The organism is Streptomyces flaveolus (assembly GCF_000716535.1).
Taxonomy (GTDB): Bacteria; Actinomycetota; Actinomycetes; order Streptomycetales; family Streptomycetaceae; genus Streptomyces; species Streptomyces flaveolus_A.
Genome location: NZ_JNWV01000019.1, coordinates 128,828 through 152,792 on the forward strand (window position 1 = coordinate 128,828; position 23,965 = coordinate 152,792).

A 23,965-nucleotide genomic window follows, 5' to 3' on the forward strand; every position below is an offset into this window, starting at 1 on the left:
CGTGAGAGGCCGGCCCCGGGCGGTCCCGGGGACCGGTGCTCGCGCACGCCTGACCGGCGTCAGACGACCGGTTCCGGCGTACCGGCCCGCCACGGGATCCGGAAGGTGGTCGCCGTGACGATCAGGGCGGAGACCGCCACCGTGGCCATGCCCACGGTCAGGTTCGCCGCGCCCGCGACGAAGCCGATCAGGGCGGGACCGGCCAGCAGACCCGTGGTGCCCATCGCGGCGACCAGCGCCAGCGCGTCCGCGCCGCGGCCGGCCGCCGCCACGTACACGCACGGGGTGACGGCCGCCGCGCCGAGGCCGACGCAGGCGAAGCCGAGCAGCGTGGGCACCACTCCCCCGGCGAGCAGTGCCAGGGCGAGGCCCACGGCGGCCACCGCGCTGCCGGCCCGCACCACGCGTGCGTCGCCCCAGCGGGTGCGCCAGCGGTCCGCGCACACACGGGCCAGCAGCATCATCACGGAGACGACCGCGATGCCGAGCGGGGCGACGGTCGCCGACGCCTTGACGACGTCCTTCATGTAGAGCGTCGACCAGTCGTTCATCGCGCCCTCGGTGATCGTGCCGAAGGCCATGGCGCAGCCCATGAGGAGGGTCGTGCCGGAGGGCAGGCCGCGGCGGGTACGGCGCTTCGGCCCGTCGGGGGTCGCGGCGTCCGGTTCCCGGTGGGTCAGCAGGCCGGGCGGCGCGCCGGCGAGCAGGAGCAGCAGCAGGGCCCCGGCCACGGCGAAGTGGGCCGGGACGGACGCGGTCAGGGTGGTCACGCCGGAGGCCAGCAGGGCGGCGGCGAGCAGCCCGCCGCTGAAGGTGGCGTGCAGCTGGGACATGGCCGTACGCCCGTGGGCGCTCTCCAGCGCGGCGCCCTGCGCGTTCATGGCCACGTTGAGGCAGCCGACCGCGACGCCGTCGGCGCACACGGCGAGCAGGGCGAGCGGGTAGTCCGGTACGGCGGACAGGGCGGCCAGGACGGCGATCAGGGCCGCGGCGGAGGCGAGGGACAGCAGGCGGGAGCCGAACCGCCGCATCAGGACGGCCACCAGCGGGAAGGAGGCCGCCGCGCCGGCCCCGCAGGCCATCAGCAGCAGTCCCACTTCGCCGGCGCCCAAATCCAGCCGGGACTTCAGCGCGGGCAGCCGGGAGACCCAGGTGCCGTACTGGAAGCCGAGGAAGCAGAACAGGGCCGCGATCGACCACTTGGCCCGCTGGAAGGAGGGTGCGGTCATCAGCCCGCCTTCCGCAGCGCGGCGAGCTGTGCCGACATGTACACCGCGCCGCTGCCGTAGCCGGCCGGCACGCGCGCCTCGTGGTGGGGGCGGTAGCCGTTGGACCGCCAGAAGGGTTCCTTGCCGGCGACGGCGACCAGCGACATGGTGGCGAAGCCCCGTGCGCGGGCCGCCTCCGTGAGGTGCCGTACCAGACGGGTGCCCAGGCCCCGGCGTCGCAGCGGTGCGCTGACGACCAGGTCGTGCAGGTGGAGGTTGGTGGCGTGGTGGGCGGTCCGCTCCGGGCGGGCCAGGTCGGGGCAGTGGAACAGCCGGTACGGCAGGGCGAGGACGTAGCCCGCGATCCGGCCGTCGAGGTCCAGGACGAAGCTGGTGCCCGCCGAGGCCCGGGACCGCAGGCCGGTCTCGCCCTCCGTGAGCGAGGTGTCCGCGTACGCCCCGGCCTCCAGGGCGGCGACCTGGGGCCAGTCGGCCTCGGTGATGCCTCGTATGAGGCCTGTCATGTCAGTGGTGTCCTTCCTGGCCACGGGTGCACACGGTCGGCAGCGGGCGGATGCCGTTGAACCCCTGGGTCATGTAACTGCCGGCGTAGGCGCCTGCGGAGAGGATCCACACCGGGTCGCCGGAGCCGACGGACCGGGGCACACGCACCGGGTACCGGCCGTCGCCGTAGGCGTCGTCGCTGTCACAGGTGGGCCCGGCGACGATCGCGGGGACGTGCTCCTCCGTCTCCCGCCCCGGGAAGACCAGCGGGTGGGTGACCTGGTCCATCTCGTACAGGCCGTTGAACTTGCCCGCGCTCAGGTACAGCCAGCGGGCACGCCCGCCGTCCGGCTGCGTCCGCTCGGTCAGCCGGACCACGTGGGCGCGGATCACACCGTGGTCGGCGACCAGGTGACGCCCCGGCTCCAGCACGAAGTCGAGCGGGGCGGCGGCCAGCGCGTTCAGGCGTTCCATGCCCTCGCGGAGCACGGCGAAGATCTTGTCCAGCGGTGGGTCGAGGGGGTTGCCGCGCCGGTCGAGATAACCGAGCGCGGGCAGCCCGCCGCCGAGGTTCACATGGTCCGGTGCGATCCCCTGCCCGGCCAGCGCCGTCAGGGTCCCGGCGAGGGTGTCCAGGGCCTGCTGCCAGGCCTCGCCGGTCATCTGCTGGGATCCGACGTGCACGGACAGGCCCGCCGGGACGAGACCGGCGGCGCGGGCCGTGCTCAGGATGCGGACCGCGTCGTCCGGTGCGCACCCGAACTTGCGGTTCAGGCCCCACAGGGCGCCGTCCCCGCTGGTGGCGAGGCGGCAGAACACGCGGGCGCCGGGGGCCTGTCCGGCGATGGCGGTGACGTCCTCGACGCTGTCGGTGGCGAACGTGCGCACACCCAGGCGGTGGGCCTCGGCGATGTCGTGGTCGGACTTGATGGTGTTGCCGTAGTGGATGTGGTCGGGGTGGGCGCCGGCGCGCAGGGCCTGCTCGATCTCGGCGGGGCTCGCCGCGTCGAAGCCTGCGCCTCTGGCAGCCAGGCAGTGCAGGACCTCGTCCACCGGGCAGGCCTTGAGTGCGAAGCGGATGTGGGTTCCGGGCAGCTCGCTCAGCAGGGTGTCGTATTGGTGCTCTATGCCGGTGAGGTCGTAGAGGAGGCGGTCCGTCGTGCCGGGGGGCGTCGTCGGCCGGGTGCGGGCCGGTTGTGGCCGGTCGCGCGGTTCCTCGCGCCCCTGTGGGGCGCTCACGGCTGGGCCGCCTCTATCAGTGCGGGCCAGGCCTCGGTCAGGTCTGCGAACGCTTCGATGTCCTGCTCGGCCTGGTCCAGCAACTCGGTTCGCTCCTGAGCGAGCCGCTCCGCGAACGTCGCGTACCTGCCGCCCAGTTTGCGGTACGCGGTGTCGATCCGGTCCAGGCGCCAGATGTTCTCCGTGCGGTCCAGGCCGGTGCTCTCACGCAGGAAACCGGTGACCGCCTCGGGCCGTACGTGATGACGGGCGTCCAGCAGATCCGCGCCCTCGGCCGCCATCCGGTCGTAGACGTCGTGGAAGTAGAGCATCGAGAGCAGGAACTTCACGAACCGGCGCTGGTAGGCGAGGAAGCCGGTGTCGGTGCGGCGTTCGGGGGTGTGGAAGTTCTCGATGTGGCGGTTGTGGAGGATGCCGGGCAGGCCCGCGTCGTGGACGAGGTGGAGGAGGAAGTAGTCGCTGCCGATGGTGTCGGTGGCGGGCGGGAGGGGGACGCGCTCGTACACCGCGCGGTCGAAGGCGACGTTGCACATGTCGACGCGCATGGGGTCGACCAGGGTGAGGATGGAGTGGTCCCCGGTGAAGGGAGCGGTGCCCGCGCCGGTGAAGGACTCCTCCACCACCGCGCGTGTGCGGTCCTCCGGCCAGTCGCCGGGCAACCAGAGGCTGACCACGTCGCGGTAGAGGGCCTCGTCCAGGCGGCGTATCTCCCCGAGGTCCACGGAGAGTTCGCCGATGAAGGAGGCTCCGGCCAGGGACAACGGACGGTCAGCCAGCACCGGGTCGAGGTCGGTGTGGGTGACGGCGGCCGAGGCCTCGGCGGCGGGGCGGCCGAGCCAGGGAAGCTCGTGGTGGACGGGGAACACCGGTTGCCCGGCGTGGAGCTGGTAGGTGCTGTCGGAGTCCCGGCGGTGCACCGAGTCGCAGCCGAGGGCGGCGGCCAGCAGGAAGGCCCGGTTGGTGCAGGCGCCGTAGGAGACGGCGGGCGGGAGCATGAGGCCAAGCAGCCGGTCCGGCTCGGGCAGGCCCGCCTTCCGGATGACCCGGCGCAGGAAGTCCCGCTGGGCCTCCTCGTCGTAGTGGTGGACGGTCACGCCCTGGTGTGCGGGCAGGGCGGCGACCGTGCGGGTGTGCTCGGTCCTGGTGCGCTCGTCGGCGGAGTCCAGGATCAGCAGCTGGACGTCGGCCCCGAACTGTTGGGCGGCGTACGTGGCTTCGGCGTGCAGCGCGGTGATGGTGGCGGAGCAGGCCCGGTTGGTGGGCAGGGTGAGGCAGACGCGGTTCACCGGGCACCTTCCGCGGCGGCCCAGGAGTCGAGGCCGAGCAGCCTGCGTCCCAGGTCGTCCAGTTCGGCGGGGCCGTAGCGGAGGGCTTCGGGCTTGCGGGCGTCGCCGAGCAGGGTGGCGTTCCAGTCGGGGGTGGCGAGGGTGCGCCAGGACTCCACGCGGGAGTCGCGCAGGGCCGTGTGCTCCTCCAGCGCGGGCATCATCGACAGGTACTGGACGGCTCTGACAGCGTTGTCGGAGACGTTGGGCGCGACGCCGTGGGCGAGCAGCCCGTTGAAGATCAGCAGGTCGCCGGCCTGGAGGTCGGGGCGGACCACCGGGAAGTCGGCGCGGTCGGTGTTCGGGCGGATCGGGTCGCGGCCGGACGGCTGGGCGAGACGCCACTCCTCGAAGCGGCGGAAGAGTTCGGGCGCGCACTGGAAGCCGCCGAGTTCGGGGCGGGTGTCGGTGAGCGCGATGATGCCCTGCACACGCTGCGGCAGGACGGCGAGGGTGGTGTCGACGTCCCAGTGCAGCTCGATGTCGAAGCCCTCGTCGGTGGGTTCGATGTGGGAGCGCGAACGGGTGAGTCTGTTCGGCGGGTTGAGGTTGAGGCGGTCCAGGGTGACCCACAGTTCCGGGCTGTCCCAGACGTCCACGAAGGCGTCGTAGACGCGCTGGTTCTGCCGGCTGTCCCAGATGAGCTGGTGGTGGTAGGCCTCGACGAAGCCGTAGATGTAGAGGTGCCGGTCGAGTTCGGAGCGGAACTCCGGCTCCTCATACCAGGTGTCGGGGCGGTCGGGGTCGAGCCCCTGGAACTCCCAGGCGAAGTCCAGGAGTCCCTTGGCCTCGCCGGGCGTGATGGCCTCGCGTACGACGACGTAGCCGTACGTCTGCCAGAAGGCGAAGTCCTCCTCGGACAGCACGCGCAGCGGCTGGGTCTTCTGGAGGTCGCGCAGGGGGGTCGGGGCGAGGTAGGTCTCGCCGTCGGCGCTGAAGTAGGGGCGGCCGGTCGCCGCGCGATGGAGGAAGGGGTGGGGCGTCTGCATACGATTCCTCTGGAACTGGAGCACAAGTGCGGTAGAGATCCGGGAAAAGAGCACGATCGAGTGGCCGCCCGCTGCCGCGGGCGGCCGGTGAGCCCGTGGGTCAGCCGGCGACGACGGCTTCGGCCGCCGCGACGCCGCAGACCCGGGCGGCGCCGTAGGTGGCGATGTGCAGGGCGCCGCGCGGCGGGGCCTGGGGCAGGCCCATCTCGACCACGACGGTGTCGGGCCGGGCGGCGAGCAGGGTGTCGAGCGCGGAGCGCATCCAGTCGTGCCGGTGCTCGTCGCGGACCACGGCGACGATCCGGCGGCCGCCCGAGGCGTCGAGGACGGCGGCACCGGCGCCCTCGCCGGTGAAGGAGCCGGAGGCGCTGCCGGGCAGCCGCCGCTCCAGCTCGGCGGCGACGCCCCAGGGGGTCTGGTCGCCGACGGCGATGTTCGGGGCCGGGTTGAACTGGGCGACGTACACCGGTCCGGTGACCGGTGCGGCGGCGCCCGCGCGGGTCACGCTCAGTGCGCGGCGGGCCGCGGCCAGGCCGATCTCCGGGTCGGCCGGGGTCCTCTCCGCGTCGCCGCGGGCCGCGACGGTCCAGGCGGCCAGGTCACGGACCCGGGCCGCCGCGTCGGCGAGCCGCTCCTCGGGCAGTTCACCGGAGCGTACGGCGGCCACGAGCGCGTCCCGGAGCTTCAGCACGGTGCCCTCGTCGCACAGTCCGCCGCCCACGCAGATGGCGTCGGCGCCGGCCGCGATGGCGAGGACCACGCCGTGCTCCAGGCCGTAGGTGCCGGCGATCGCCCGCATCTCCATGCCGTCGGTGACGATCAGGCCCTGGTAGCCGAGTTCGCCGCGCAGCAGGTCGGTGAGGACGCGCCGGGACAGGGTGCCGGGGCGGTCGGGGTCCAGGGCCGGGACGAGGATGTGGGCGCTCATCACGGCCCGGGTGCCGGCGGCGATGGCCGCGCGGAACGGGGGCAGTTCCCGCTCGTACAGGGTGTCGGCGTCGACGTCGATGCGGGGTACGGCGTGGTGGGAGTCGACGTTGGTGTCGCCGTGGCCGGGGAAGTGCTTGGTGCAGGCGGCGACGCCGGTGGACTGCAGGCCCTCCACCCAGGCGGCGGTGTGCCGGGCCACCAGGTCGGGGCTCGCGCCGAAGGAGCGGACGCCGATGACCGGGTTGTCGGGGTTGGCGTTGACGTCGGCGGAGGGCGCCCAGTCGAAGGTGACGCCGCAGGCGGCCAGGCGCCGGCCCAGTTCGCGGGAGACGGCCCGGGTGAGATCGGGGTCGTCGACGGCACCGAGGGCATGGTTGCCGGGGAAGGAGGAGCCGGTGCGCACGTCGAGGCGGGTGACGTCGCCGCTCTCCTCGTCGATGGCGACCAGCAGGTCGTCGCGTCCGGCGCGCAACTGCCGGGTGAGCGCGGTGACCTGCTCCTCGCTGACGACGTTGCGGCCGAACAGGGCGACGGAGGCGAGGCCCTCGTCGATGCGGCGGCGCACCCAGTCGGGCGCGGTGGTGCCGTCGAACCCCGGTTGCAGCACCGCGAGGGCGTCCCGGGTCAGGGCGTCGCCCGCGGCGGAGCCGCTGCCGGACGCGGTGGTGGCGATGGTGGTCATCGGGGGCGTCATCCCTTCACGGCGCCGTCGGTCAGACCGCTGACAGCCTTGCGTTGCAGGAAGATGAAGAGGATCAGGATGGGCAGCGCGAACAGGGACGAGGCGGCCATGGTGGCGCCCCAGTCGTCACCGAAGGCGGTCTGGAACTGGGACAGCCACAGCGGCAGGGTCTGCTTCTCGATGTCCTTGTTGAGGATCAGGACGAGCGGGAACTCGTTCCAGGCGGTGACGAAGCCGAACAGCGAGGTCGCCATCAGGCCGGGCGCGAGCAGCGGGAAGATCACCTTCACGAAGGCCTGGGTGCGGGTGCAGCCGTCGATCATCGCCGACTCCTCCAGCTCCTTGGGCACGGCGGCGACGTAGCCGCGCAGCGTGAGGAGGGTCAGCGGGAGCACCATCACCGTGTAGAAGACGGTGAGCGGGACGAGGCTGTTGAGCATGTCGTTGTCCCGGACGATCATGTAGATGGCGATGATCATCACCTCCCAGGGGGCCATCTGCGCCAGCATGAACGTCACGATGAGGCCGCGCCGGCCCTTGAACCGCATCCGCGCGAGGGCGAAGGCGGCGAACAGGGCGATGACGAGCGAGAAGACGACCGACAGGACCGTGACGGTGACGGAGTTGACGACCAGTGTCCAGAAGTGGTCGGCGTCGACGGCCTTCTTGAAGTGTTCGAGGGTGGCGTCGGTCGGGAACCACACCGGGTCCTCGGAGATGATGTCACCGGTCGGTTTGAAGGCCGTGGCGAACATCCAGTACACGGGGAACACGAAGCCGACGAAGAGGACGACGGCGGTCGCGTTGGGCCAGAAGCGGCCGAAGAGCGAGCGCTTCACAGCTCGTCCTCCTCTTGCTTGAGCACCATGCGCAGGTAGTACGAGGTGATGACGAGCAGGACCAGGATGGTCAGGAAGGAGATGGCGGCGCCGACTCCGAAGTGCTGGTTGCCGACGCCCTCGACGTAGGCGTAGATCGGCAGGGTCTCCGTGAGGTGGTCGGGGCCGCCCTCGTTCATCGCGAAGATCTGCGGGAACGCCTTGAAGATCCAGATGACTTCGAGGAACGTCGTGGCGTACAGGAAGGGCCGCAGGAAGGGCAGGGTCACCGAGGTGAAGCTCTTCCAGGCTCCGGCGCCGTCCAGGGAGGCCGCCTCGTACAGCTCCCGGGGGATCGTGGTGGTCGCCGCGTAGAGGTTGATCGCCACGAAGGGTATGGACTGCCAGACGAGGAGCAGGGTGATCACGGCGAAGGTGGAGAACTGGGTCTGCAGCCAGTTGTGATCGGCCATGGAGTGCCAGCCGAGCTTGTCCAGCACCCAGTTGACGACACCGAAGCGCTGTGCGAACAGCCACTGGTAGACGGTGGTGGCCGCGATGACCGGCATGGCCCAGGCGAGGACGAGACCGATCATCAGCAGCAGCCGCATCTTGCCGCCGAGCCGGGCCAGCAGCAGCCCGACCAGGGTACCGAGCACCATGATCAGTGCGACGTTGACGGCGGTGAAGAAGACGGAGCGCTCGACGACGCGCCAGAAGTCCCCGCCGCTCAGCACCTCCTGGTAGTTGTCGACGCCGTTCCACTCGGTGAGGTGCTGGATGAGCTGGCGCGGGTTGAGGTTCTGGAACGACAGCATGCCGTTCTTGACCAGGGGCCAGCCGAGCAGCACCACGGTGGCCAGCAGCGCGGGCAGCAGGAGCAGGTAGGGGGCGGCGGCTCGGCGCCGGGACGGGTCGCCGGCGGTGCGGCTGTCACCGCGCGGCGGGGCCGGCACCCGGGCCTTGCGGACAGCGGGCTCCCCGGCCGTGTCCGTGCCTTCGGTCTGCACTGACATGAGTTGCCATCTCTTCCGTGGCCGTACGGACGACACAGGTGAGCCGGGGGCGCGAGCGCGGCGCCCCCGGCGCGGTCATCAGTTCTGCTGGGCCAGGCGCTTGTTGATCTCGCCCTCGACCTGCTTGGCGGCGTCCGCCGGGGACTTACCGTTCAGCACGGCCGTCATGTAGGACTTGATCGGGTTCGGGTTGTTCTCCACCGCGCCCCACTCGGGGATCAGCGGGGTGGTGCCACCGACGGCGGCACCGGGGGCGGCGGCCTCGGCGACGGCGTTGCCCTTGAGGTTGGACTCCAGGGACGTCTTGTTCGGGATGACGCCGTTGAGCTTGGCCAGTTCGCCCTCGTACTGGTCGGACAGGGCGATCTTCAGGAACTCCTTGGCCAGGGCCTGCTTCTTGCTGCCCTCGGCGACGGCGAGGTTGGAGCCGCCGAGGAAGACGCCCTCGGGCTTGTCCGCGGTCTCGCCGGGGATGGTGAAGTAGCCGAGGTCCTTCTCGATGGCCTTGTTGGCGGTGACGGCCGTACCGGCCTCCCAGCCCATGCCGATGAAGGCGCCGGTCTTGCCCTTGGCGAAGACCTCGGCCTGCTGCGGGGTGGCCTCGTCCTTGTCCTTGGGGGCCTTGGAGTAGGAGGCGTACTTCTTGTAGATCTCCATGGCCTTGGCGACCTTCGGGTCACCGAGGTTGGAGACGTACTTGTCGCCCTCCTTCTTCACCAGGTCGGCGCCCTGGCCGATGGTCAGGCCGTCGAAGAAGTACCAGTTCTGGCCGGGCAGGTAGATCGGCTCGGCGTCGGTCTTCTTGCCGATGGCCTCCAGGTCCTTGAAGAACTCGTCCCGGGTCTTCGGGGTGTCCTTGATGCCGGCCTTGGCCCAGATCTTCTTGTTGTAGATGACGACGCGGTTGGCGAAGTACCAGGGGGCGGCGTACTGCTTGCCGTCGTACACGGAGGACTGCGAGACCGACGGCGTCCAGTCGGCGCCGATCTCCTTCTTCAGGTCGCTCAGGTCGGCGAGACCGCCGGTGGCCGCGTAGGCCGGGGTCTGGGTGTTGCCGACCTCCAGCACGTCCGGCGGGTTGGACTCGGAGAGGGCGGTGGTGATCTTCTGCTGGATCCCGTCCCACTTCTGCGTCTCGAACTTCAGCTTGGCGCCGGTCTTCTTCTCGAACGCGGCCGTGACGTCCTTGACCCACTGGTCCGGCGTGGAGCCGTCCATCGCCCAGACCGTCAGGGTCTGCCCCTTGAAGCTGTCCGGTCCCGCGTTCTTGCCGCTGTCGTCGCCGTCGTCCCCGCCGCACGCCGACACGGAGACCATCATGCCCGCGATCACGATCGCGGCCGCAAGCTTGCGCTTCACGCCACCCTCCTCAGGGATGCCACTAACCCCCCACGCCCTCTGCGGTGACCTGCGTACGACGCTGTTGCACGTAGGGCTCGGGACCTGGCCACTAATGGTGTAGACCAGTACGGTGGAGCTTGGCCTAGACCTTTTGGAGTGTCAAGGGTGGTTCGGAAAGCCGGTCCGGGCCGTTACGAGAAAGTCACCGGAGTGCGTCCGTCCGCATTCCGCCCCTTTCGCCCGGACGGTTCAGTTGGACTAGACCATAGGGCAGTTGGTCGCTATAACGGGAGACCGTCGACACAGCCGGGAAGGCAGGCATGACCACCGACGTCAGCAGCGCCCAGCCGTACAGGGGGGCGTCCGGCCGCACCGCGCGCGTGCCGAAGTACTACCGGATCAAGCAGCAGCTGCTCTCCATGGCCGAGGCGCTGCAGCCCGGTTCGGCCATGCCCGCGGAGCGTCTGCTCGCCGTCCGGTTCGACACCTCGCGGACCACCGTCCGGCAGGCGCTCCAGGAACTCGTGGGTGAGGGCCGGCTCGACCGCATCCAGGGCAAGGGCACCTTCGTCGCCCAGCCCAAGCTGTACCGCACGCTGCAACTCACCTCGCACACCGAGGACATGAGGGCCCAGGGCCTCACGCCCGCCTCGCAGATGCTGGACATCGGGGAGGTCCCGGCGGACGAGAAGCTGGCGGGCCTGCTCGGCATCGGGATCGGCGAGAAGGTGCTGCGGATCGAGCGGCTGCGCCTGGCCGGCGGCGACCCGATGGCCATCGAGACGACCCATCTGTCCGTACGCCGCTTCCCCGGCCTGCGCAGGTCCCTCGCCATGTACCCCTCGCTCTACACGGCGCTCGCCGAGGTGTACGGCGTCCATCTCGCCGAGGCCGACGAGACCATCGAGACCTCGCTGTCGACCCCGCGCGAGGCGCAGTTGCTCGGCACCGACGTGGGGCTGCCGATGCTGCTGCTGTCCCGGCACTCGCGGGACGCGGCGGGCACCCCGGTGGAGTGGGTGCGCTCGGTGTACCGGGGTTCGCGCTACAAGTTCGTGGCCGCCCTGCGCCGGCCGGGCGCCCCGGTGGTCCGGCGGAGGACCGCTCCGCCGGACCGGGACGGCACCGGCGGCGCCTGAGGAAGGACACGCGGGTACCGGTCGCAGATCAGCGCACGGGCATGGCCGGTACCTTCGGGGACGACTTCCCCGGCGCCTTCGCCGACGACTTGCCCGGCGCCTTCGGGGACGACTTGCCGGACTCCTTCGCCGACGGCGAGGACGTGTCGTTCCCAGCGAGCTCGATGTCCTGGTGCGACACCGCGTGGAAGGACGGCAGCACGATGATGCCGGACGGGCGCAGCTCCGTGAGGGTGGCCTCCACCCGTGCCGCCCCCGCCTTCAGCACCTCGGGCGAGGCCTTGCCGGAGTGCTCCCACCGGTGTTCGGCGCCGTCGCACTGGGCGACGCTGCCGCCGACGCCATGCTGGAGGCCGGGGTCGCTCTGGCTGACCGAGGAGCTGACGAGCACCGGTCCGGTGCTGCCGGTGCAGCGGTAGGTGCCGGAGAGCGTCACCGTGCCGTCGGACGCGATCCGGCCGACGGGATCGACGGTGATCAGCTCCGAGGGGTCGGCGGCGGCCGGTCCGATGGCGGCGCAGAGCAGGGCGGTGGCGCCGAGGGCCGCGGCGACGACGGGGCGCAGGGGCATGGGATACCTCCGGGTTCCAGGGGGTCGAGGGCTTCCACTGGTACCCGGCGGCCGGGTCGGCGGGCGTGACCGTCACCCCTTCGGGGGCGCGTCATGACACCGTCCGGGCCGGTCACGGCGGGCTGCGGCCGGAGAAACCGGGGGCTACGGCAGTACGGCGAACCCGTCGAGCTCCACCAGCGCCCGCTCGTCCCACAGGCGTACGACCTCCACGACGGCCATCGCCGGGTAGTCGCGGCCCGCCGACTCCCGCCAGATCCGGCCGAGTCGGCGCGCGTGGGCGCGGTACGCGGCGACGTCCGTGGCGTAGACGGTGACCCGGGCGAGGTCGGCGGGGGTGCCGCCGGCCGCGCGCAGGGCGGCGAGGAGGTTGTCGAGGGCCTTCGCGAACTGCTCGGGCAGCGTGTCGCCGGTGATCTTGCCGTCGGCGTCCAGGGCGGTCTGCCCGGCGAGGAACACCACGCGGGAGCCGGCCGCGACGACGGCGTGCGAGAAGCCGGTGGGCGGGGACAGCTCGGGCGGGTTGACGCGCTCGGTCGTCACCGTGCCTCCTTCTGTGCCGTGGCGTACAACTCCTTGGCGATGATGCCGCGTTGGACCTCGCTGGCGCCCTCGTAGATACGGGGCGCGCGCACCTCCCGGTAGAGGTGTTCGAGGAGGTGGCCGCGGCGCAGGGCGCGGGCGCCGTGCAACTGGACGGCGGTGTCGACGACGTACTGGGCCGTCTCGGTGGCGAGCAGCTTGGCCATCGCGGCGCGCCGGGGCACGTCGGCGGCTCCGGCGTCGTAGGCAGCCGCGGCCGCGTACACCATGAGCCGGGCCGCCTCGGTGCGCAGGGCCATCTCGGCGACCTGGTGGGAGATGGCCTGGAGGTCCATCAGTTTCCCGTGGAAGGCCTCGCGTCGGCTGGTGTGGCCCACGGTGGCGTCCAGCGCGGCCTGGGCCATGCCGACCGCGAAGGCGCCGACGCTGGGGCGGAAGAGGTTGAGGGTGTGCATGGCGACGGCGAAGCCGCGGTCGGGCTCGCCGAGCACATCGGCGGCGGTGACCGGCACGGCGTCGAAGTCGAGGGCGCCGATGGGGTGCGCGGAGATCATCTCCAGGGGGCTCCCGGTGAGTCCGGGCCGGTCGGCGGGGACGAGGAAGGCGGTCACCCCGCGGGCACCGGCGCCGTGCGTGGTGCGGGCGAAGACGGTGTAGAAGTCGGCCTCGGGGGCGTTGGAGATCCAGCACTTGGCGCCCGTGAGCCGCCAGCCGTCGCCGTCGGGTTCGGCCGCGAGGGTCAGGGCCGCCGCGTCCGAGCCGGCGCCGGGCTCGCTGAGCGCGAAGGCGGCGACCGCGCTGCCGTCGGCGACCCGGGGCAGCCAGCGCTCCCGCTGGGCCGGGGTGCCGTGGGCGTGCACCGGGTGGGCGCCGAGCCCCTGGAGGGCGAGGGCGGTCTCGGCCTCGGTGCAGGCCTGGGCCAGGGACTCCCGCATCAGGCACAGGTCCAGCGCGCCGGAGTCGAACAGTCGCGCGAGCAGGCCCAGCCGGCCGAGTTCGGCGAGGAGCGGACGGTTGACGCGGCCGGGTTCCCCCTGGTCGGCGAGCGGGCGCAGCCGATCCGCGGCCAGCTCGCACAGTCCGGCACACCAGGCGGTCTGCTCCGGTCCGAGTGAGAATGCGGACACAGCCGGTCCTCCCTCCGGGGCGGGCCCGTGGCCGTCCCCATGCCCTTCCCTACCCACCTCCTGACGTTATCGCGCACAGTTGACTGCCGTCACCAACGCGATACGCTGAAGGTCCCCCTCCGGGGGAGCGCGAGCCCACCAGGAAGCCCGTTCGGACGTCCGTCCCGGATGTCACGGACCTCTGTCACGGCAAGGGGGCGGACCGCCATGCACCTCTCGGCCCACGTCGACACCTTCGCGCGCGACCACCTGCCCCCGCCGCACGAGTGGCCCGAGCTGCGGTTCGACCTGCCGGAGCTGCGGTACCCCGACCGGCTCAACTGCGCCGCCGAACTCCTGGACCACGCCGACCCGGCCCGCCCGGTGTTCCACACCCCGGACGGCCCCACCTGGACCTACGGCGAGCTGCGCGCGCGGGTCGACCGGATCGCGCACGTGCTCACCGGCACCCTGGGCGTGGTCCCGGGCAACCGGGTGCTGCTGCGCGGCCCGACCACGCCCTGGCTCGCCGCCTGCTGGCTGGCCGTGCTGAAGGCCGGCGCGGTCGCGGTCACCGTGCTGGCCCAGCAGCGCCCGCACGAACTGGCCACCATGTGCGAGATCGCCCGGGTCGGGCACGCGCTGTGCGACATCCGGGTGGTGGACGACCTGGCGAAGGCCTCGATACCCGGGCTGCGCATCACGACGTACGGCGGTGACACCCCCGACGACCTGCTGCGCCGGCCGGCCCCCGCCGATCCCTACCCGGCGGTGGACACGGCCTCCGACGACGTCGCCCTGATCGCGTTCACCTCCGGCACGACGGGTCGCCCGAAAGGGTGCATGCACTTCCACCGGGACGTGCTGGCGACGGCCGACACCTTCTCCCGGCATGTGGTGCGCCCCCAGGGGGACGACGTCTTCGCCGGCAGTCCCCCGCTGGGCTTCACCTTCGGCCTCGGCGGACTGGTGATCTTCCCGCTGCGGGTCGGCGCCAGCGCCCTGCTCCTGGAACAGGCGGGCCCCCGCCAACTGCTCCCCGCGATAGCCGAGCACCGCGTCTCGGTCCTCTTCACCGCGCCGACCGCCTACCGCACCATGCTGGAGGAGCTGGACAGGTACGACGTCTCGTCCCTGCGGCGCTGTGTGTCGGCCGGCGAGAACCTGCCCGCGGCCACCTGGCGGGCCTGGCACGACCGCACGGGCCTGCGCGTCATCAACGGCATCGGCGCCACCGAACTGCTGCACATCTTCATCTCGGCCGCCGACGAGTGGATACGGCCCGGGATCACGGGCCTGCCGGTGCCGGGCTGGCAGGCGCGCGTGCAGGACGCCGACGGCAAGCCGGTGCCCGACGGCGAGCCCGGCCTGCTGGCCGTGCGCGGGCCGGTCGGCTGCCGCTACCTGGCCGATCCCCGGCAGCGGAAGTACGTCCAGGGCGGCTGGAACATCACCGGGGACACCTACGTCCGCGAGTCCGACGGCTACTTCCGCTATGTCGCCCGCGCCGACGACATGATCATCTCTGCCGGGTACAACATCTCGGGCCCGGAGGTGGAGGAGGCGCTGCTGCGCCATCCGGACGTGGCCGAGACGGCGGTCGTCGGCCGCCCCGACGAGGCCCGCGGCCAGGTGGCGATCGCCTACACGGTGCTGCGCGCCGGGGCCCGGCGCGACCCGGAGGGGCTGCGCGCGTTCCTCACCTCCCAGCTCGCGCCCTACAAGTGCCCGCGCGAGTTCGTCTTCCTCGACGCACTCCCCCGCACGGCCACCGGCAAGCTCCAGCGGTTCCGGCTGCGCACCGGAGGTGACCAGCAGTGATGCCGACGACCTAAAATGATCAACGTGTCCGAGCAGCACGCCCCCAGGTCCCTCATCGTCACGCTCTACGGCGCGTACGGCCGCTTCATGCCCGGCCCGGTGCCCGTCGCCGAGCTGATCCGGCTCCTGGCCGCGGTCGGCGTGGACGCTCCCTCCGTGCGTTCCTCGGTGTCCCGGCTCAAACGGCGCGGCCTGCTGCTGCCGGCCCGCACGGAGTCCGGCGCCGCCGGATACGAACTCTCCGCCGAGGCACGGCAGTTGCTGGAGGACGGCGACCGGCGCATCTACGCCGGCGCGCCCGTCGCGGACGAGGGCTGGGTGCTCGCGGTGTTCTCGGTCCCGGAGTCGGAGCGGCAGAAACGGCACGTGCTGCGCTCCCGGCTGGCCGGCCTGGGCTTCGGCACGGCGGCCCCGGGGGTGTGGATCGCCCCGGCCCGGCTGTACGAGGAGACCGAACACACCCTGCGCCGGCTGCGCCTGGACGCCTACGTGGACTTCTTCCGCGGCGAACACCTGGGCTTCGCGGCCACGGCCGAGGCGGTGGCCCGCTGGTGGGACCTGGCCGCGATCGCCAAGGAGCACGAGCGTTTCCTGGACGCGCACGCGCCCGTGCTCCAGGCGTGGGAGCGCCGGCCGGGCACCCCGCCCCAGGAGGCGTACCACGACTACCTCCTCGCGCTCGACTCCTGGCGCCACCTCCCCTACACCGACCCGGGCCTGCCCACCCACCTTCTGCCCGCGAACTGGCCGGGCGTCCGCTCCGCCCAGGTCTTCCACCGCCTCCACGAACGGCTGCGCGACGCGGGCGCGGAGTTCGCGGGGCTGTGACACCGGTCCTCGCCCAGGGCCTGTCCGACGATTCCCGGCGCCGCCCGGCGTGGCCGGCGGGATCGTCGGACAGGACCTAGCGTTCGAGGCTGAGGGAGAGCCGGGGCCGCGGGGCGTCCGTGCGGCCGGTGTGGGGGCGGCGGCTGCCCGCACGGTAGGGGGCGGGCCACCGCGCCCCGGGGCCCTCGTAGCCCTGTTCGGCCGCCGCGTGCAGGGTCCAGTGCGGGTCGTACAGGTGCGGCCGGGCCAGCGCGCACAGGTCCGCGCGCCCGGCCAGGATCAGCGAGTTGACGTCGTCCCACGAGGAGATCGCGCCGACCGCGATCACCGGGACGCGGACCTCGTGCCGGATCCGGTCGGCGAACGGCGTCTGGTACGACCGTCCGAACTCCGGCCGCTCCTCGGCCACCACCTGCCCGGTGGAGACGTCGATGGCGTCGGCTCCGTGCGCGACGAAGGCGCGGGCGATCTCGACGGCGTCCTCGGCGGTCGTCCCGCCCTCCGCCCAGTCGGTCGCCGAGATCCGGACGGTCATCGGACGCTCGGCCGGCCACACCGCGCGGACGGCGTCGAAGACCTCCAGCGGGAATCGCAGCCGCTTCTCCGGGGAGCCGCCGTAGGCGTCGGTGCGGTGGTTGGTGAGCGGGGAGAGGAATCCGGAGAGCAGGTAGCCGTGGGCGCAGTGCAGTTCGAGCAGGTCGAAGCCGGCCCGGGCGGCCCGCCAGGCGGCCGCCGCGAACTGCTCGCGGATGTCGGTGAGCTGGGCGCGGGAGAGCTGGCGCGGGATCTGGCTGCCCGGCCGGTACGGCAGCGGGGAGGGGGCGACGACGGGCCAGTTGCCGCCGGGCAGCGGCTCGTCCATGCCCTCCCACATCAGCTTCGTGGAGCCCTTGCGGCCGGAGTGCCCGAGCTGTACGCCGATCGCGGTGCCCGGTGCCTGGCGGTGCACGAAGTCGGTGACGCGGCGCCACGCCTCGGCCTGCCGGCCGGTGTAGAGGCCGGCGCAGCCGGGCGTGATCCGGCCCTCCTGGCTGACGCAGACCATCTCGGTCATCATGAGGCCGGCCCCGCCGAGGGCGCGGGCGCCCAGGTGGACGAGGTGGAAGTCGCCGGGGACCCCGTCGGTGGCGGAGTACATGTCCATCGGGGACACGACGACCCGGTTGCGCAGGGTCAGGCCGCGCAGCCGGAACGGCGTGAACATCGGGGGCGTGCCGGGCGGGCAGCCGAACTCGCGCTCCACGGCCTCGGTGAAGCGGGCGTCGCGCAGCCGGAGGTTGTCGTGGGTGACCCGGCGGCTCCGGGTGAGCAGGTTGAAGGCGAACTGGCGGGACGGCTGGCCCAGGTACAGCCGCAGGTTCTCGAACCACTCCAGGCTGGCCCGGGCGGCCCGCTGCGTGGAGGCGACGACGGGCTTGCGCTCCTCCTCGTAGGCCGCCAGCGCGCGGGGCACGTCCGGCTGTTCCGTCAGACAGGCGGCCAGGGCGAGCGCGTCCTCGACGGCGAGCTTGGTGCCGGAGCCGATGGAGAAGTGGGCGGTGTGGGCGGCGTCCCCGAGGAGGACGACGTTGCCGTGCGACCAGCGGTCGTTGACCACGGTACGGAAGGTGGTCCAGGCGGACTTGCCGGCACGCAGGGGGCGCCCGCCGAGCGCGTCGGAGAAGATCTTGGCGCACCGTTCGACGGACTCCTGCGGGGTGAGTTCGTCGTGCCCCGCCGCCCGCCAGACCTCCTCGCGCATCTCGATGATCACGGTGGAGGCGTCCCCCGCGTAGGGGTAGCCGTGCAGTTGCATCACGCCGTGTTCGGTCTCGGCGATCTCGAAGCGGAAGGCGTCGAAGGCGAAGTCGGCGGCGAGCCAGATGTAGCGGCAGCGGTGTGCCGCCACCTGGGGCCGGAACACGGGGGCGTACGTCTCCCGGGTGGTGCTGTGGACACCGTCGGCGGCGATGACCAGGTCGTGGCTCTCGGCGAGCCGGTCGACGGGCGGCGCCTCGGTGGAGAACCGCAGCTCCACGCCCAGGGAGCGGCAGCGTGTGTGCAGGATCTCCAGCAGCCGGTGCCGGCCGAGCGCGGCGAATCCGTGGCCGCCGGAGCGGTGCCGTATGCCGCGGCGCACTATGTCGATGTCGTCCCAGCGGACGAACTCGCGCCGCAGCGCCTCGTGGACGACGGGATCGGCGTGTTCGATGCCGCCGAGGGTCTCGTCGGAGAGGACCACACCGAAGCCGAAGGTCTCGTCGGGGGCGTTGCGTTCCCAGACGGTGACGTCGCGGGTGGGGTCGAGGCGTTTCAGCAGGGCCGCGGCGTAGAGCCCGCCGGGGCCTCCGCCAATGATCGCCACGCGCAGGGGGCGGCCCGGCACCGCCGGCGGCCGCGGGTCCGTCGTGGCTTCGCGCGCGGTTCCCCGCGCCCCTCGGGCCGGACCGGTCACCGTCCCCTCCATTTGGGAGGGCGCTTCTCCGTGAAGGCCGCGTGGAACTCCGCGTAGTCCTCGCCGTTCATGAGCAGGGCCTGGGTCGAGGCGTCCAGCTCCACCGCGGCGGCCAGGGGCATGTCCAGTTCGGCCGTGAGCAGCGCCTTGGTCTGGGCGTACGCCAGGGCCGGACCCTCGGCCAGACGGCGGGCCAGCTCGGCGGCCGTCTCGTCCGCGCGGCCCTCCTCCGCCAGCTCGCTGATCAGGCCGATGCGCTCGGCCTCGGGGGCCCGCACCGGCTCGCCCAGCATCAGCAGGCGGGTGGCGTGGCCGAGGCCCACGACCCGGGGCAGCAGGTAGGCCGCGCCCATGTCGCCGCCGGACAGGCCGACCCGGGTGAAGAGGAAGGCGAAGCGTGCCGAGGGGTCCGCGATCCGGAAGTCGGACGCCAGGGCGAGGACCGCGCCCGCTCCGGCCGCCACCCCGTGCACCGCGGCGATCACCGGGAACGGGCATTCGCGGATCGCCCGGACGACCTGGCCGGTCATCCGGTTGAAGTCGAGCAGCTGGGCGGTGTCCATGGACAGCGTGGCGCCGATGATCTCGTCCACGTCGCCGCCGGAGCAGAAGCCGCGGCCCTCGCCGGCCAGGACGAGGGCGCGCACCGCGCGCTCCCGGGACAGCTCGGCCAGCAGATCGCGCAGGTCGGCGTAGGCGCCGAAGGTCAGCGCGTTGAGTTTCTCGGGGCGGGCGAGGGTGACGGTGGCCACCCCGTCGGCGATCGCGACCCGCAGGTGTGCCCAGTCGGCGGTGCGGGGGGCGGAGCCGGTGAAGGGACTCATGACGTGCGGCCTCCTAGCGCGGCGGTGCCGTACGTTGCTCTACCCCACGAAGTTATCACCTCTTTGTGACTGTCGTCACCAGGGCGCTACATGCCGGCCGCCCGCCGCGACCGACGGGTCCCGTCGCATCGGTCACCGGTCGTCGACCGCATCGGTCACCGGTTGTCGACAGCGCCGTAACAGTGCGGACGCGCGGGGGAGGCGGGCCGTTCGCCTGGGTAGGTCGCCTGGTGCCGGGACCGGGGGGTCCCGGGCGAAGCCCGGCGACGGCCTGGAGTGGCCGGGCCCGTACCATTCCTACAGTCGAAAGCAGGACAGCCTGCTCCATGAACGGACTCGCCTTGCACGAACGCCCCGCCGAATCGGCCTCCTGGCGCATCGCGCTGCCGCACACCGCAGCGGCGGTGCCGGTGGCGCGTGCCCTGGTGCGCACGGCTCTCACCGAGGTGGAGCACGTCGCCGACTGCGACACGGCGGAGCTGCTCACGGCCGAGCTGGTGGCCAACGCGGTGGAGCACACCGCCGGGCGCGGCCCGATAGAGCTGGTGGTGGAGCTGGCGCCGACCGGCTGCCAGGTCGAGGTGCACGACCCGGACCCGGCGCCGCCCGGGCATCTGACCCGGCCCGTGATCGAGGAGCCCGACGTCTGGCAGGAGGGCGGGCGCGGGCTGCTGCTGATCCGCGCCCTCAGCTCGTCCTGCGGGCACCGCCCCACCCCGTCGGGCAAGGCGGTGTGGTTCAGACTGCCTGTGGTTCCCGCTCAGCGCCGGCCGGCGTGACCTCGGCGGCCGGCCGCGCCAGCGTGGAGTGCCGGCGGCCGTAGACGCCGTAGACCAGCAGGCCCACCACGAGGAACACGGCGAACTGGATCCAGGTCCGCCAGCCCGTCTCGTACATCAGGTACAGGCAGAAGGCGACGCCGAGCAGCGGGGCCACCGGGTAGAGCGGCACGCGGAAGCTGCGGGCGAGGCCCGGTTCGCGGCGGCGCAGCGCGATCACCACGATGTTGACGACGGCCATGATGGCGAGCGTGCCGATGGTGCACAGGTTCATCACGGCGTCGAGCGAGGCGAAGGCCGCCGGGAGCGCGAAGACGACCGCGACGATCAGGGTGCCGGCGATCGGCGTGGAGGTCTTCGGGTTGACCTTCTCGAAGACGCGCGGGATCAGGCCGTCCCGGGACATCGACATCAGGATGCGGGTCTGGCCGTACATCACGGCGAGGACCACGGAGGCGATGGCGACGACCGCGCCGAAGGCGATGACACCGCCGCCGACGGTGGAGCCGGTGACCTCGCCCACGACGTAGGAGAGGGCGGCGGGGCGGCCGGCGACCTGGTCGCCGCCGATGGCGCCGATCGCGGCGAGCGCGACCGCGCAGTACAGCAGCGTCACGAGGCCCATGCACACCATGATCGCGACCGGGATGTCCCGGCGCGGGTTCTTCGCCTCCTCGCCCGCGGTGGTGATCGCGTCGAAGCCGATGTAGGAGAAGAACGCGGCGGTGGTGCCCGCGCCGATGCCGCCGAGGCCGGCCGGGGAGAACGGGGTGAGGTTGCCGTGCTTGAAGGCGCTGTAGCCGATGGCGCAGAAGGCGAGGAGGATCGCGAGCTTCACGGCGGCCATGGCGGCGGTGGCCCGGGCGCTCTCGCGCACCCCGCGCACCAGCAGCACGGAGGCCATGGCGATGACGAGCACGGCGGGGAGGTTGACGAGGCCGCCGTCGCCGGGTCCCGCGGACAGGGCGGCCGGGAGCTGGAGGCCGGTGATGCTGTGCAGCAGCTCGTTGACGTACTCGCTCCAGCCGACCGCGACGGCCGAGATGGAGATGCCGTACTCCAGCAGCAGGCACCAGCCGACCAGGAAGGCGGTGGACTCGCCGAGGCCGGCGTAGGCGAAGGAGTACGAGGAGCCGGAGACCGGGATGGCACCGCCCAGCTCCGCGAAGGAGAAGGCGGTGAAGACGCAGGTCAGCGCGGCGAGTACGAAGGAGATGACGACGGCGGGGCCGGCTTGGGCGACGGAGTCGGAGAGGCCGACGAAGATGCCGGTGCCGACGATGGCGCCGACGCCGAAGCAGATGAGCTGGAAGAGGCCCATGGTGCGCTTCAGGCCGTGTCCCTCGCGGTCGGCTCCGGATTCGGCGACGAGCAGGTGCGGGGACTTGATGCGGGGAGCGGGCATGCGGGTGGTGCTCGTTTCTGGTGGTGCGGGCGCCCGTCGTAGGGGCGCGGCGGCGGCTCCGATAAGGGGTGGCTCGGGGCCGCCGGTCAGGATAAGGCCTGGTGAGGCGGGTCAGGCAAGGCTTTCTCGGCCGAGTGTGGCCACCAGCACCGCCTTGATGGTGTGCAGGCGGTTCTCGGCCTCGTCGAAGACGATCGAGTGGGCGGACTCGAAGACCTCGTCCGTCACCTCCAGCGACGCCAGGCCGTGGGTCTCGTGGATCCGCTGCCCGACCGTGGTGCCGAGGTCGTGGAAGGCCGGCAGGCAGTGCAGGAACTTCACGTCCGGGTTGCCGGTGGCGTGGAGCACGTCCATGGTCACGGCGTAGGGGGCGAGGGCCGTGATCCGCTCGTCCCACACTTCCTTGGGCTCGCCCATGGAGACCCAGACGTCGGTGGCGACGAAGTCTGCGCCGAGGACGCCCTCGGCGATGTCCTCGGTGAGGGTGACGCGGGCACCGCTGGTCTCGGCGAGCGCGTGGGCGCGGTCGACGATCTCCTGGGCGGGCCAGTAGGACTTCGGGGCGACGATCCGTACGTCCATGCCGAGCAGGGCGCCGGTGACCAGGTAGGAGTTGCCCATGTTGAAGCGGGCGTCGCCGAGGTAGGCGAAGGCGATCTTCCGCAGCGGCTTGGCGCTGTGCTCGGTCATGGTGAGCACGTCGGCGAGCATCTGGGTGGGGTGCCAGTCGTCGGTGAGGCCGTTGTAGACGGGCACACCGGCGTGCGCGGCCAGTTCCTCGATCTTGGTCTGGCTGTCGCCGCGGTACTCGATGCCGTCGAACATCCGGCCCAGTACACGCGCGGTGTCCTTGACGGACTCCTTGTGCCCGATCTGCGAGCCCGAGGGGTCGAGGTAGGTCGTGTGGGCGCCCTGGTCGGCGGCGGCGACCTCGAACGCGCAGCGGGTGCGCGTCGAGGTCTTCTCGAAGATCAGCGCGATGTTCCTGCCCCGCAGGTAGGGGGTCTCGGTCCCGGCCCTCTTGGCGGCCTTCAGCTCGGCGGCCAGCTCGACCAGGCCGCGGAACTCCTCCTCGGTGAAGTCCAGCTCCTTGAGGAAGTGGCGGCCGGCGAGGGCGGTCGGGACTGTCGCCATGGGGGGCGCTCCAGAGGTACGACTACAGGGGACTCTTGGAAGTCTATACGACCCTTCACATTTCTATGCGATCTCATACGGGGTCCCGCTGCACGGGACAGCTCATGCACCGGGGGCCGCCCCGGCCCCGGCCCAGCTCGCTGCCCGGGATCTCGATCACCTCGATGCCCTGCTTGCGCAGATGCGTGTTGGTGGTGGAGTTCCGCTCGTAGGCGACGACGACACCGGGTTCGACGGCGAGGACGTTGCAGCCGTCGTCCCACTGCTCGCGCTCGGCGGCGTGCACGTCCTGCGTGGCGGTCAGCACCCGGATCTCGCCGAGGCCGAGCGCGGCGGCGATGGCGCGGTGCATGTGCTCCGGCGGATGGTCGGTGACCTTCAGCTCGCGCTCGCCGACGCCCGGCTCGATGGTGTACGAGCGGAGCATGCCGAGGCCGGCGTACTGGGTGAAGGTGTCGCCGTCGACCATGGTCATGACCGTGTCCAGGTGCATGAAGGCGCGCCGCTTGGGCATGTCGAGCGCGACGATCGTGCGCGCCGAGCCGGCCGCGAACAGCTTGTGCGCCAGCATCTCCACGGCCTGCGGGGTGGTGCGCTCGCTCATGCCGATCAGGACGGCTCCGTTGCCGATGACCAGCACGTCACCGCCCTCGATCGTGGAGGGGTAGTCCGCCTGCCCCCGGGACCACACGTGGAACGTTTCGTCACGGAACAGCGGGTGGTGGCGGTAGATCGCCTCGAAGTGGACGGTCTCCCGCTGCCGGGCCGGCCAGCGCATGGCGTTGATGGAGACGCCGTCGTAGATCCACGCCGAGGTGTCGCGGGTGAAGAGGTGGTTGGGCAGCGGGCGGAGCAGGAAGTCGTCCAGCTCCATGACATGGAAGCGGACCGAGGTCGGTTCCGGGTGCTCCGCCAGGAACTCCCGCTTGGTCATGCCGCCGACCAGTGCCTCGGCCAGCTCGCCCGGGGTCATCCGGTCGAAGGCGGCACGCAGGTGGTCGGTGGCGAGGGGGCCGTACTCCTTCTCGTCGAAGACCCGGTCCAGGACGAGCGCGCGGGCCTCGGGGAGCGCCAGGGTCTCGGCGAGCAGGTCCCCGAAGAGGTGGACCTCGACCCCACGGTCGCGCAGGACGTCGGCGAAGCCGTCGTGCTCGGCGCGCGCCCGGCGCACCCAGAGCACGTCGTCGAAGAGCAGGGCGTCCTTGTTGCTGGGGGTGAGCCTTTTGAGCTCCAGATCCGGCCGGTGCAGGATGACGCGGCGCAGCCGCCCGGCCTCGGAGTCGACGTGGAATCCCATGCCTCCATCCTGACCACCGGGGCCCCGCTTCA

20 protein-coding genes and 1 pseudogene are annotated in these 23,965 nt (G+C 72.0%); 4 read left to right on the forward strand and 17 right to left on the reverse strand.

Annotation, left to right across the window (positions count from 1 at the left end; genetic code table 11):
• Positions 1 to 59 precede the first annotated feature (59 nt).
• The 9 genes from OO52_RS21290 to OO52_RS21330 all read right to left on the reverse strand — a co-directional run bounded on the left by OO52_RS21290 (position 60) and on the right by OO52_RS21330 (position 10,070).
• The gene (locus tag OO52_RS21290; RefSeq protein WP_030645136.1) at positions 60 to 1,229 is read right to left on the reverse strand and encodes an MFS transporter; all 1,170 of its coding nucleotides are present in this window, start codon (positions 1,227 to 1,229) and stop codon (positions 60 to 62) included.
• Positions 1,229 to 1,732, reverse strand: coding sequence for a GNAT family N-acetyltransferase (locus tag OO52_RS21295; RefSeq protein ID WP_030645139.1), 504 nt, complete (start codon positions 1,730 to 1,732; stop codon positions 1,229 to 1,231). The genes OO52_RS21290 and OO52_RS21295 overlap by 1 nt, the downstream gene beginning before the upstream one ends.
• A gap of 1 nt (position 1,733) precedes the next feature.
• Positions 1,734 to 2,951, reverse strand: coding sequence for a type III PLP-dependent enzyme (locus OO52_RS21300; RefSeq protein ID WP_030645142.1), 1,218 nt, complete (start codon positions 2,949 to 2,951; stop codon positions 1,734 to 1,736).
• Positions 2,948 to 4,237 (reverse strand): DUF6271 family protein, encoded by a 1,290-nt coding sequence (locus tag OO52_RS21305; protein ID WP_030645144.1) that lies wholly within the window; start codon positions 4,235 to 4,237, stop codon positions 2,948 to 2,950. The genes OO52_RS21300 and OO52_RS21305 overlap by 4 nt, the downstream gene beginning before the upstream one ends.
• On the reverse strand, positions 4,234 to 5,265 hold the full coding sequence (locus OO52_RS21310; RefSeq protein WP_030645146.1) for a phytanoyl-CoA dioxygenase family protein: 1,032 nt from the start codon (positions 5,263 to 5,265) through the stop codon (positions 4,234 to 4,236). Before OO52_RS21310 ends, OO52_RS21305 begins: the two co-directional genes overlap by 4 nt.
• A gap of 100 nt (positions 5,266 to 5,365) precedes the next feature.
• Positions 5,366 to 6,877 carry a glycoside hydrolase family 3 protein gene (locus OO52_RS21315; protein ID WP_030645148.1) on the reverse strand — a complete coding sequence of 504 codons (1,512 nt, stop codon included), beginning with the start codon at positions 6,875 to 6,877 and terminating at the stop codon, positions 5,366 to 5,368.
• A gap of 8 nt (positions 6,878 to 6,885) precedes the next feature.
• Positions 6,886 to 7,716 carry a carbohydrate ABC transporter permease gene (locus OO52_RS21320; RefSeq protein WP_030645150.1) on the reverse strand — a complete coding sequence of 277 codons (831 nt, stop codon included), beginning with the start codon at positions 7,714 to 7,716 and terminating at the stop codon, positions 6,886 to 6,888.
• Positions 7,713 to 8,711: a carbohydrate ABC transporter permease gene (locus OO52_RS21325; RefSeq protein WP_030645152.1), complete on the reverse strand. Its 999-nt coding sequence runs from the start codon at positions 8,709 to 8,711 to the stop codon at positions 7,713 to 7,715. Before OO52_RS21325 ends, OO52_RS21320 begins: the two co-directional genes overlap by 4 nt.
• A gap of 78 nt (positions 8,712 to 8,789) precedes the next feature.
• Positions 8,790 to 10,070, reverse strand: coding sequence for an extracellular solute-binding protein (locus OO52_RS21330; RefSeq protein ID WP_030645154.1), 1,281 nt, complete (start codon positions 10,068 to 10,070; stop codon positions 8,790 to 8,792).
• A 302-nt stretch (positions 10,071 to 10,372) separates the two neighbouring features.
• Between OO52_RS21330 and OO52_RS21335 the strand changes: the two genes are divergently transcribed.
• The gene (locus OO52_RS21335; protein WP_030645156.1) at positions 10,373 to 11,191 is read left to right on the forward strand and encodes a GntR family transcriptional regulator; all 819 of its coding nucleotides are present in this window, start codon (positions 10,373 to 10,375) and stop codon (positions 11,189 to 11,191) included.
• A gap of 157 nt (positions 11,192 to 11,348) precedes the next feature.
• Here OO52_RS21335 and OO52_RS21340 read toward each other — a convergent pair.
• The 3 genes and pseudogenes from OO52_RS21340 to OO52_RS21350 form a co-directional block, all read right to left on the reverse strand.
• A pseudogene (locus OO52_RS21340) lies at positions 11,349 to 11,762 on the reverse strand (DUF6299 family protein); the annotation flags it as partial.
• Between the two features lie 144 nt (positions 11,763 to 11,906).
• On the reverse strand, positions 11,907 to 12,305 hold the full coding sequence (locus OO52_RS21345) for a RidA family protein (RefSeq protein ID WP_030645160.1): 399 nt from the start codon (positions 12,303 to 12,305) through the stop codon (positions 11,907 to 11,909).
• Entirely contained in the window at positions 12,302 to 13,432 is a 1,131-nt protein-coding gene (locus OO52_RS21350; protein ID WP_030645162.1) for an acyl-CoA dehydrogenase family protein, read from the reverse strand. The genes OO52_RS21345 and OO52_RS21350 overlap by 4 nt, the downstream gene beginning before the upstream one ends.
• A gap of 207 nt (positions 13,433 to 13,639) precedes the next feature.
• Here OO52_RS21350 and OO52_RS21355 point away from each other — a divergent pair, with 207 nt between their 5' ends.
• Entirely contained in the window at positions 13,640 to 15,232 is a 1,593-nt protein-coding gene (locus OO52_RS21355) for an AMP-binding protein (protein WP_030645164.1), read from the forward strand.
• 15 nt (positions 15,233 to 15,247) lie between these two features.
• Positions 15,248 to 16,060, forward strand: coding sequence for a PaaX family transcriptional regulator (locus OO52_RS21360; RefSeq protein WP_030645166.1), 813 nt, complete (start codon positions 15,248 to 15,250; stop codon positions 16,058 to 16,060).
• A gap of 76 nt (positions 16,061 to 16,136) precedes the next feature.
• Here OO52_RS21360 and OO52_RS21365 read toward each other — a convergent pair whose 3' ends face one another.
• Complete coding sequence (locus OO52_RS21365; protein ID WP_234339419.1) at positions 16,137 to 18,506, reverse strand: bifunctional salicylyl-CoA 5-hydroxylase/oxidoreductase; 2,370 nt, start codon at positions 18,504 to 18,506, stop codon at positions 16,137 to 16,139.
• Positions 18,491 to 19,318 carry an enoyl-CoA hydratase family protein gene (locus OO52_RS21370; RefSeq protein ID WP_030645168.1) on the reverse strand — a complete coding sequence of 276 codons (828 nt, stop codon included), beginning with the start codon at positions 19,316 to 19,318 and terminating at the stop codon, positions 18,491 to 18,493. Before OO52_RS21370 ends, OO52_RS21365 begins: the two co-directional genes overlap by 16 nt.
• Before the next feature lie 326 nt (positions 19,319 to 19,644).
• On the opposite strand from OO52_RS21370, the gene OO52_RS21375 reads away from it, so the two are divergent.
• Complete coding sequence (locus OO52_RS21375) at positions 19,645 to 20,097, forward strand: ATP-binding protein (RefSeq protein WP_030645169.1); 453 nt, start codon at positions 19,645 to 19,647, stop codon at positions 20,095 to 20,097.
• Here the strand turns inward: OO52_RS21375 and OO52_RS21380 are convergent.
• The 3 genes from OO52_RS21380 to OO52_RS21390 form a co-directional block, all read right to left on the reverse strand.
• The gene (locus OO52_RS21380) at positions 20,057 to 21,502 is read right to left on the reverse strand and encodes an amino acid permease (RefSeq protein WP_030645170.1); all 1,446 of its coding nucleotides are present in this window, start codon (positions 21,500 to 21,502) and stop codon (positions 20,057 to 20,059) included. The genes OO52_RS21375 and OO52_RS21380 overlap by 41 nt on opposite strands.
• Before the next feature lie 111 nt (positions 21,503 to 21,613).
• Entirely contained in the window at positions 21,614 to 22,636 is a 1,023-nt protein-coding gene (gene argF, locus OO52_RS21385) for an ornithine carbamoyltransferase (protein ID WP_030645171.1), read from the reverse strand.
• A 73-nt stretch (positions 22,637 to 22,709) separates the two neighbouring features.
• Positions 22,710 to 23,933: an arginine deiminase gene (locus OO52_RS21390; protein ID WP_030645175.1), complete on the reverse strand. Its 1,224-nt coding sequence runs from the start codon at positions 23,931 to 23,933 to the stop codon at positions 22,710 to 22,712.
• Positions 23,934 to 23,965: the final 32 nt, after the last annotated feature.